Below are 7,515 nucleotides of genomic sequence, written 5' to 3'. Positions count from 1 at the left end.
ATTAGCTCCCGGTGAACACCGGGGGTCGTTTCTCGGCAAAGGCGTTACGGCCTTCGGCGTAGTCGGCGCTGGCATCGGCCGCGGCATAAAGCGCCTCGGCCCGCGCCAGCAGATTGGAATTGTCTGACGTGATGGCGGAGATGGCCGCCTTCGCCGCCGTGATCGTCAGCGGCGCATTGCCAGCGATTTGCCGGGCCAATGTAAAAGTGGCAGCTTCCACCTCCGCCGTTGGCGCCACGGTGTGGACCGCCCCCAGCGCGTAAGCGCGCGTCGCCGGCAACCGGTCCGCGGTGAACAGCACCTGCCGCGTTGTACCGGCACCAAATACGCGGATGAAGCGCGCGATGCCACGCGGGTCGTAGCCGAGGCCGAGCTTCGCCGCGGGCACCGCAAAAAAAGAATCCTCCGCCGCGACGCGTAGGTCGCAACTCGCAGCCACCGAGGCGCCAGCGCCCATGCAGCCACCGAAAATCAGCCCGATGGTCGGCTGCGGGATCGCCTCGATCTTCCTGCACGTCGCTTCCACAAGATCGTCATAGGCGCGGGCCTGGCCCTCGCCCGATCGTGCCGTGGCGAAATCCGAAATGTCCGCGCCGGCTGAAAATATTGACTCGCCATCGCCGCGAAGGATCACGACGCGGACATCGCGGCGGCCTCGCACATCCTCTGCAAAGGCAGCGACCTTGTGCCACATCGCGGTCGATATCGCGTTGCGGCGTGCCGGATTGACCAGCCGCAGCGTCGCGATGCCATCCACCATGTCGACGTGAATATCGCCCGGCACTTTCATGCTCAGGCCGGTTTCCGGTGCGACATCCAGCTGCCCGCCGCGGTCGCCGCGAACAGTTCGGACAAAGCGGCGTTAAAGGCCGCCGGCTCCTCCGACGTGATGGTGTGGCCGGAGCGCGGGATTACCAGCAGGCCCGCGGTCGGCACCGTACGCTTGAGAAAGATGCTGGGATCGAGGCACCAATCGTCCTCGTCGCCGACGATCACCAATAGCGGCACCGCGAACTGCTTCAGCGCTGTCTCCATCTGCCACAGCATCGGTCGCTTGGCCTGCAACTCGCGCATGGTGAGCGCGTGGCCGATCGGCGAATGATCGGCAAGCATACGCGCGAACTCGGCAAAGCCGCGCGGATCCTTGTTCTTGTGGGTTTGCCGCGTCGCACCATCGGCATAACGCGCGGCCGCGGTCGGAAAATCGACCGTCTCGAACATCCTGGCGGTTTCGCGCGAGGCGGCACGGCCCTGCTCCACAAAGGCCGCATCGGGGCTCGAACCGTAACCGCAGCTCGCCGCCGTCACCGACAGGCAGCGCTGGGGATAATTGAGGCCGACATGCAGCGCGGTCGAGGCTCCCATCGAATGGCCGACGATATGGGCCTTGTCGATCTTCAACGCGTCCATCACGGCAATGATATCATCACGCGCGATGTCCTGACCGTAGCACGCCGGGTCGGTCGGCACGTCCGACGGAGGATAACCGCGCTGGCTCAACGTGATGCAGCGATGCGCCCGCGAGAAGTAGCGGAGCTGCGGCTCCCAGGTGCGGTAGTCACCGGCATATTCGTGGACAAAAACCACGGGACTCCCGGTGCCGACCTCTTCATAATAAAGCCTGGTGCCGTCGGGCGTTGTCACATGCGGCATTGCGGGGCTCCTGCGGTGAAGGCCAATTTCATTTGCACACAAACGAAATGCTAGCACCTTATTTCCCGACCGCAAGACAATTTGGTGGATTCAATTTTGGCATATCGTTTGCTTACAAACAAATAGCGCGGCATGCTCGCCAATCACGCCGGCGCTTTCATTGTCGCGCTTTTCGAGGAGAGGCCCATGACCCGACTTTCACGACGCGCCTTTACTTTGGGCACGGCTGCGACGCTGCTGGGCACATCGACGTGGCGATCGCTCGCCCAGCCATTGCCGAAAATTCGCGTCGGCAGTCTCACGCTTCCGGTGTTCGCGCCGATCATTGTCAACATCATGAAGGCGCGCAGCTTTGATACGAATAACGGCTTCGAAGCCGACGTTCAGGTGTATCCCTCCTTCGCGGCCTATTATGCCGGCTTCGCCACCGGCGAGGTCGATACGCTGATCGGTGGCCCGACCTATTTCCAGAAATTGCGGCTTGAAGGCGTTCCGCTGAAGATCATTGCGACCGGCGCGACACTGGCCGATCTCGTGGTGCTGACGCGCGATCCGGCGATCAAGACCTTCGCCGACCTGAAGGGCAAGCAGTTCGCCGCCGACATGGGCAGCGGGCAATTCCAGATCCTGTCGATCTACGCCAAGTCCAACAACATCGAACTCGCCAAGGACATGACGCTGGTCAACGCCAATTTCGCCGTCGCGCGCGCGCAACTCGCCGCCAAGCGGGTCGATGCGGCGATGGTGATCGAGCCGATCGCCACCATGATGATGAAGGAAGATCCCGAACTGCGGATCATCTTCAATGCCAATGATGCCTGGAAAGAGCTCACCGGCAATAGTGGCTGGGAGCTGGTCTATGCGATGCGCGAGGACACCATCACGAAACTGCCCGACGCGCCGAAGAAATTCGTCGCCGCCCTGCAGGACGTCACCAGATATCTGCGCAGCGACCCCGACGGCGCCGACCGCATCGCGGTCGAAACCGTCAAGCTGCCCGCCGGCATCCTGAAAGAAGCCGTGCTGGCCAAGCGCTGGGACTTCGATGCCCGGCCGGCGTGGGGCGAGGAGCGCAAGGGAATCTGGGACACGTTTGAACGCGCGGTAACGGCCGGCTTCCATCCCAGGCTGCCAGACGAAGCCATCATCTATGCCCCCTGACGAGACGGATGCCGCCACGTCGCTGGCAGAACCCCGGCGCTCTTTGCTGCTCAGCAACCTGCCGCGCGAGGCCATTGTGTCGATCGCCGTGCTGGCGGCGATCTGGCAGGCCATGTCCTATCTGGCACCGACGCTGGGCATTCCCGCTTTTGCGATTCCCGGCCTCGGCCGGATCGCCACCAGCCTGATGAAGGTGACGCCGCTCGACGTCGCCGTGACGCTCGGCCGCGTGCTGCTATCGCTGGTGCTGTCCTTCGCCATCGGCGTCGCGGTAGCCATCGTGATGTATCTGTCGGAGAGCCTCGAACGACATTTGCGGCCGCTGGTCCGCATCCTGATGGCGGTGCCGGTGGTGTCGTGGATCCTGTTCGCGGTGCTGTGGTTCAAGGGCGTCGAATTCCGCATCGTGTTCGTGCTGATCGTGGTCTGCGCGCCGGTCTTCACGGTCGATGCGCTCGACAACATGCGCGAGGTTTCAAAGGAGCTGAAACAGATGATCCGCTCGTTCCGCCCGACGCCGTTGCAGTTTTTCCGCAAGCTGATGCTGCCGGCGATCACGCCGGGCCTCATCACCAGCTGGAAGATCACGCTCAGCCTGGCGATCCGCGTCGTCACCATCGCCGAGCTGGTCGGCGCGGTGACCGGGATCGGGCATCAGCTCTCGGTGGCGCAGGAACTGTTCTCCGTCGCCGACGTGTTCGCCTGGACGCTGGTGCTGGTGGTACTGCTGTTCATGCTGGAAGCCTTGCTGGTGCGGCTGGAGACCCGCGTGCTGCGGTGGCGGGCATGAGCGCGTCAGCGGCCATCGAAATATCAGACTTGCGAAAGCTGTTCCGCCAGACCACCTCCGGCCAGTCGGTGGTGGCGATCGATCGATTGACGCTGCGCATCGAGCCCGGCGAGATGGTCGCCATCGTCGGCCAGACCGGCTGTGGCAAATCGACTCTGTTCGACCTGTTGATTGGGCTGGAGCATCCGACCGCGGGCCGCATCAGCATTGGCGACAAGACGCCCTATGATGATTTCGACGCCTTCCGCGGCAAGATCGCGACCATCTTCCAGCAGGATCGGCTGTTGCCGTGGCGCTCGGCGCTCGACAACGTCAAGCTGCCGCTGGAGCTGATCGGCATCTCCGAGGACGTGCGGCAGCAACGTGCGATGGACTGGCTGCGGCGGCTGGGGCTGGGAAAATTCGCCCACGCTTATCCGCGTGAATTGTCCGGCGGGATGCGCCAGCGCGTCGCGATCGCGCGCGCCTTCGCGGTGCAGCCGGAAATCCTGCTGGCGGATGAATCCTTCAGCGCGCTGGACGAAGTGACGGCCGGGGAACTGCGCCAGACCTTCGTGGCGCTGGCGCGTGAGTTCCACAGTACCGCCATCCTGATCACCCACCAGCTCGAAGAAGCCATGAGCGTCGGCGACCGGATCATCGTGTTCGGCAAGTCGGCCGCGCTGCTCGCGGACATCCGGGTCTCGGATTGGGAACCCGCGGAATACCCCCTGCTCCGCGAAGCGATCCAGAACACGCTGCAGGCCAATGCCCCCGACCCGCGCCTGCAGCGCCAGCCCTGATCCCGCGGAGCCGCCGGCCTGCCCCGCGGCGCATCGAAAGCCCCCGCTCCGTTGACATCGCCAAACCCGGCGGATACCTCCCTTTTACTGGCGCAATCGCTGCGTCAGTGACCGGCCGATGCCGCGTCACGCCGTGCCCGTCGGCACCTGTTCAGGATTGGCGTCGCCATGATGGATTTCGCCACCCGCGTCCATAATCACAATTATCGACTCGATCCGATCATCCGGTCGCTGCTCGACACCGATTTCTACAAATTCCTGATGCACCAGTTCATCTGGATGCTCTATGCCGAGGTTCCGGTTACCTTCGGCCTGATCAACCGCACCAGGACGGTGCGGCTGGCGCAGATCATTCCCGAAGCGGTGCTGCGCGCGCAGCTCGATCACGCCCGCACGCTGCGGTTTCGCGAAAACGAACTGATCTGGCTGGCCGGCAACCGCTTCTATGGCCGCCGTGACATTTTTCGCCCGGAATATATCGAATATCTGCGCAGCTTCCGGTTGCCGGACTACCACCTCGAGACCATCGACGGCCAATATGTGCTGACCTTCGAGGGCGCCTGGGCCGAAGTCACGATGTGGGAAATCTACGCGCTGGCGATCGTCAGCGAATTGCGCACGCGCAGCGCGATGTCGATGCTCGACAAGTTCGAGCTGGATATCCTCTACGCCCAGGCCAAGACCAAGATCTGGGGCAAGATCCAGCGGCTGCAGGCGCATCCCGATTTGCGGCTGGCCGAGTTCGGCACAAGGCGGCGGCACAGCTTCCTGTGGCAGGAATGGGTCACCGACGTGATGGCCAACGAGCTCGGCCGCACCTTTGTCGGCACCTCCAACGCCCTGCTCGCCTTCAAGCATTCCTTCGAGGCGATCGGCACCAATTCGCATGAACTGCCGATGGTCGCCGCGTGCCTCTCCGACAGCGACGCCGACCTGAAGCGCGCGCAATATGACGTGCTGGCGAAGTGGCAGGAGGTCTATGACGGCGAGCTGCTGATCATCCTGCCGGACACGTTTGGCATGACGCAGTTTTTGCGCGATGCGCCGGAATGGGCGGCCGGCTGGACCGGCATGCGGATGGATTCCAAGGAGCCGGTCGCCGCCGGCGAGGAAATCATCGCCTGGTACGCGTCGCGCGGCGAGGATCCGCGCAAGAAGCGCGCGATGTTCTCGGACGGGCTGGAGGTCGATTCGATGATCGACCTGCACCAGAAATTCCGCGGCCGGATTCGCGAGAGCTTTGGCTGGGGCACCATGGCCACCAATGATTTCCGCGGCACCCACCCGCGCGGCCTCGATACGCTCGATCCGATCAGCCTGGTCTGCAAGGTCACCTCCGCCAACGGCCGCGCCGCGGTCAAACTCTCGGACAACCCGGCGAAGACCACGGGCAGTCCGCCGGAGATCGAACGCTATACGCGGATCTTCGGACAAGAGGGTTTTGCCAAGCAGGCGGTGGTGGTCTAGCGGCTGCTGTACACTTGTCCCGGACGCAGTGCAGTGCGCCGCTCTTGCGGCGTAATGCGCTGCAGAGCCGGGACCGTATCAAACTCCGGCATTCGCGACGGTCCCGGCTCTGCCGAGCGGCATAAGAATGCCGCACCGCGTCCGGGACAAATAGGTGAACGACAGATTGAATGTAAAAGAAAACGCCGCCCGGTTTCCCGGGCGGCGTTTTCGTATGTGTCGCAGGCTGCCGTCGCTTACAGCAGACCGGCGCCGCGCGCCCATTTGTACTTCGCGCCCAAGACTTCCACCGGCAGCTCGGTCGAGTAGGCATAGGATGGGATGCCGTTGTGGTAGAGATATTCAGCGGCCTCCTCGACCTCGACGTCGCCGGCGAGCGAGGCAACCATCGGCTTCTCGATGCCCTTGGCCTTCATCTGGTTCTTGAGCTCGACCATGTTGCGGGCGAACACCATCGGCGGCGTCACGATGGTGTGCCAGTAGCCGAGGATCAGCGCATGCACGCGCTCATCCTCGAGACCCAGCTTCACCGTGTTGACATAGGTGATCGGCGGCTCGCCGCCGGTGATGTCGACGGGATTGCCGGCCGCGCCGAAGGGCGGGATGAATTTTCGGAACGCGGCGTCGAGATCCGCCGGCATCGCCATCAGCGCCATGCCGTTGTCGATCACCGAATCCGACAGCAGCACGCCGGAACCACCGGCACCGGTGATGATCAGCACGTTCTCGCCCTTCGGCGTCGGCAATACCGGAATGCCACGGGCAAATTCCAGCAGCTGGCGCAGCGAACGGGCGCGGATCACGCCGGACTGCTTCAGCACGTCCTCATAGATCTTGTCGTTGCCGGCGAGCGCGCCGGTATGCGACGACGCCGCCTTGGCACCGGCCGAAGTACGGCCAGCCTTCAGCACGACGACCGGCTTGATCTTGGAGACGCGCTTGGCGGCCTCCGCGAAGGCGCGGCCATCCTTCAGATCCTCGCAATGCTGGGCGATGATCGTGGTGTTGGGGTCCTGCTCGAAGAAGGCGAGCAGATCGTCCTCGGCGATGTCGCTCTTGTTGCCAAGCCCGACAATGGCCGAGACGCCCATCTTGGCCGAGCGCGAGAAGCCGATGATCGCCATGCCGATGCCGCCGGACTGCGACGACAGCGCCGCCGAACCCTTGACGTCGTAGGCGGTGCAGCACGTGGCGCAGAGGTTGGCCGGGGTATAGTAGAAGCCGTAGATGTTCGGCCCCATCAGCCGGACATTGTACTTCTTGCCGATCGCCACGATCTCTTCCTGCAGCGCGGGCTCGTTGGCCTCGGCAAATCCCGACGGGATCAGCACGGCGCCGGGGATTTTCTTCTCGCCGCATTCGATCAGCGCGCCGGCGACGAGCTTGGCGGGGATCGCGAACACCGCGGTGTCGATCACGCCCTCGACGTCCTTGACGCTCTTATAGGCCTTGCGGCCCATGATCTCGGTGGCCTTGGGATGGATCGGGTAGATCTCGCCCTTGTAGCCGCCGTTGATGAGATTCTTCATCACCGAATTGCCGATCTTGCCGTCCTCGGCGGAGGCGCCGATCACGGCGACCGCCTTCGGCATCATGATGCGGTTCATCGCGGTGACGATTTCGGCATTGGAACGCGGCGCCGGGCGCGGCCGGTAGTCGAAG

General features: G+C 63.6%; 7 protein-coding genes. 4 read left to right on the top strand and 3 right to left on the bottom strand.

The features are described from left to right. Position 1: 1 nt before the first annotated feature. A complete protein-coding gene (locus Q0S16_RS03265) occupies positions 2-790 on the bottom strand; it encodes an enoyl-CoA hydratase-related protein (protein ID WP_295845003.1) in 789 nt (262 codons plus the stop codon). 2 nt (positions 791-792) lie between these two features. Continuing rightward, a complete protein-coding gene (locus tag Q0S16_RS03260; protein WP_295845001.1) occupies positions 793-1,653 on the bottom strand; it encodes an alpha/beta hydrolase in 861 nt (286 codons plus the stop codon). 186 nt (positions 1,654-1,839) lie between these two features. On the opposite strand from Q0S16_RS03260, the gene Q0S16_RS03255 reads away from it, so the two are divergent. The 4 genes from Q0S16_RS03255 (at position 1,840) to pncB (ending at position 5,853) form a co-directional block, all read left to right on the top strand. Further along, on the top strand, positions 1,840-2,814 hold the full coding sequence (locus tag Q0S16_RS03255) for an ABC transporter substrate-binding protein (protein ID WP_295844997.1): 975 nt from the start codon (positions 1,840-1,842) through the stop codon (positions 2,812-2,814). After that, entirely contained in the window at positions 2,804-3,604 is an 801-nt protein-coding gene (locus tag Q0S16_RS03250; RefSeq protein ID WP_295844993.1) for an ABC transporter permease subunit, read from the top strand. The genes Q0S16_RS03255 and Q0S16_RS03250 overlap by 11 nt, the downstream gene beginning before the upstream one ends. After that, positions 3,601-4,386, top strand: a complete 786-nt coding sequence (locus Q0S16_RS03245; RefSeq protein ID WP_295844992.1) for an ATP-binding cassette domain-containing protein — start codon at positions 3,601-3,603, stop codon at positions 4,384-4,386. Before Q0S16_RS03250 ends, Q0S16_RS03245 begins: the two co-directional genes overlap by 4 nt. Positions 4,387-4,554: 168 nt before the next feature. After that, positions 4,555-5,853, top strand: a complete 1,299-nt coding sequence (gene pncB / locus Q0S16_RS03240) for a nicotinate phosphoribosyltransferase (protein WP_295844989.1) — start codon at positions 4,555-4,557, stop codon at positions 5,851-5,853. Between the two features lie 236 nt (positions 5,854-6,089). Here pncB and Q0S16_RS03235 read toward each other — a convergent pair. Next, positions 6,090-7,515 (bottom strand): CoA-binding protein (locus Q0S16_RS03235; protein ID WP_295844987.1); only part of this gene is annotated, 1,426 nt, incomplete at its 5' end.

It is taken from the genome of Tardiphaga sp., assembly GCF_025356345.1.
Classification (GTDB): domain Bacteria; phylum Pseudomonadota; class Alphaproteobacteria; order Rhizobiales; family Xanthobacteraceae; genus Tardiphaga.
The sequence above is the reverse complement of the archived record's forward strand: the minus strand, read 5'-3'. Positions and strand labels throughout refer to the sequence as shown.

What these genes read in the sequence shown, in the direction of transcription:
- Q0S16_RS03250 (WP_295844993.1), top strand. Translation starts at nt 2,804, where the DNA reads ATGCCCCCTGACGAGACGGATGCCGCCACGTCGCTGGCAGAACCCCGG.
- pncB (WP_295844989.1), top strand. Translation starts at nt 4,555, where the DNA reads ATGATGGATTTCGCCACCCGCGTCCATAATCACAATTATCGACTCGAT.
- Q0S16_RS03245 (WP_295844992.1), top strand. Translation starts at nt 3,601, where the DNA reads ATGAGCGCGTCAGCGGCCATCGAAATATCAGACTTGCGAAAGCTGTTC.
- Q0S16_RS03260 (WP_295845001.1), bottom strand. Translation starts at nt 1,653, where the DNA reads ATGCCGCATGTGACAACGCCCGACGGCACCAGGCTTTATTATGAAGAG.
- Q0S16_RS03255 (WP_295844997.1), top strand. Translation starts at nt 1,840, where the DNA reads ATGACCCGACTTTCACGACGCGCCTTTACTTTGGGCACGGCTGCGACG.
- Q0S16_RS03265 (WP_295845003.1), bottom strand. Translation starts at nt 790, where the DNA reads ATGAAAGTGCCGGGCGATATTCACGTCGACATGGTGGATGGCATCGCG.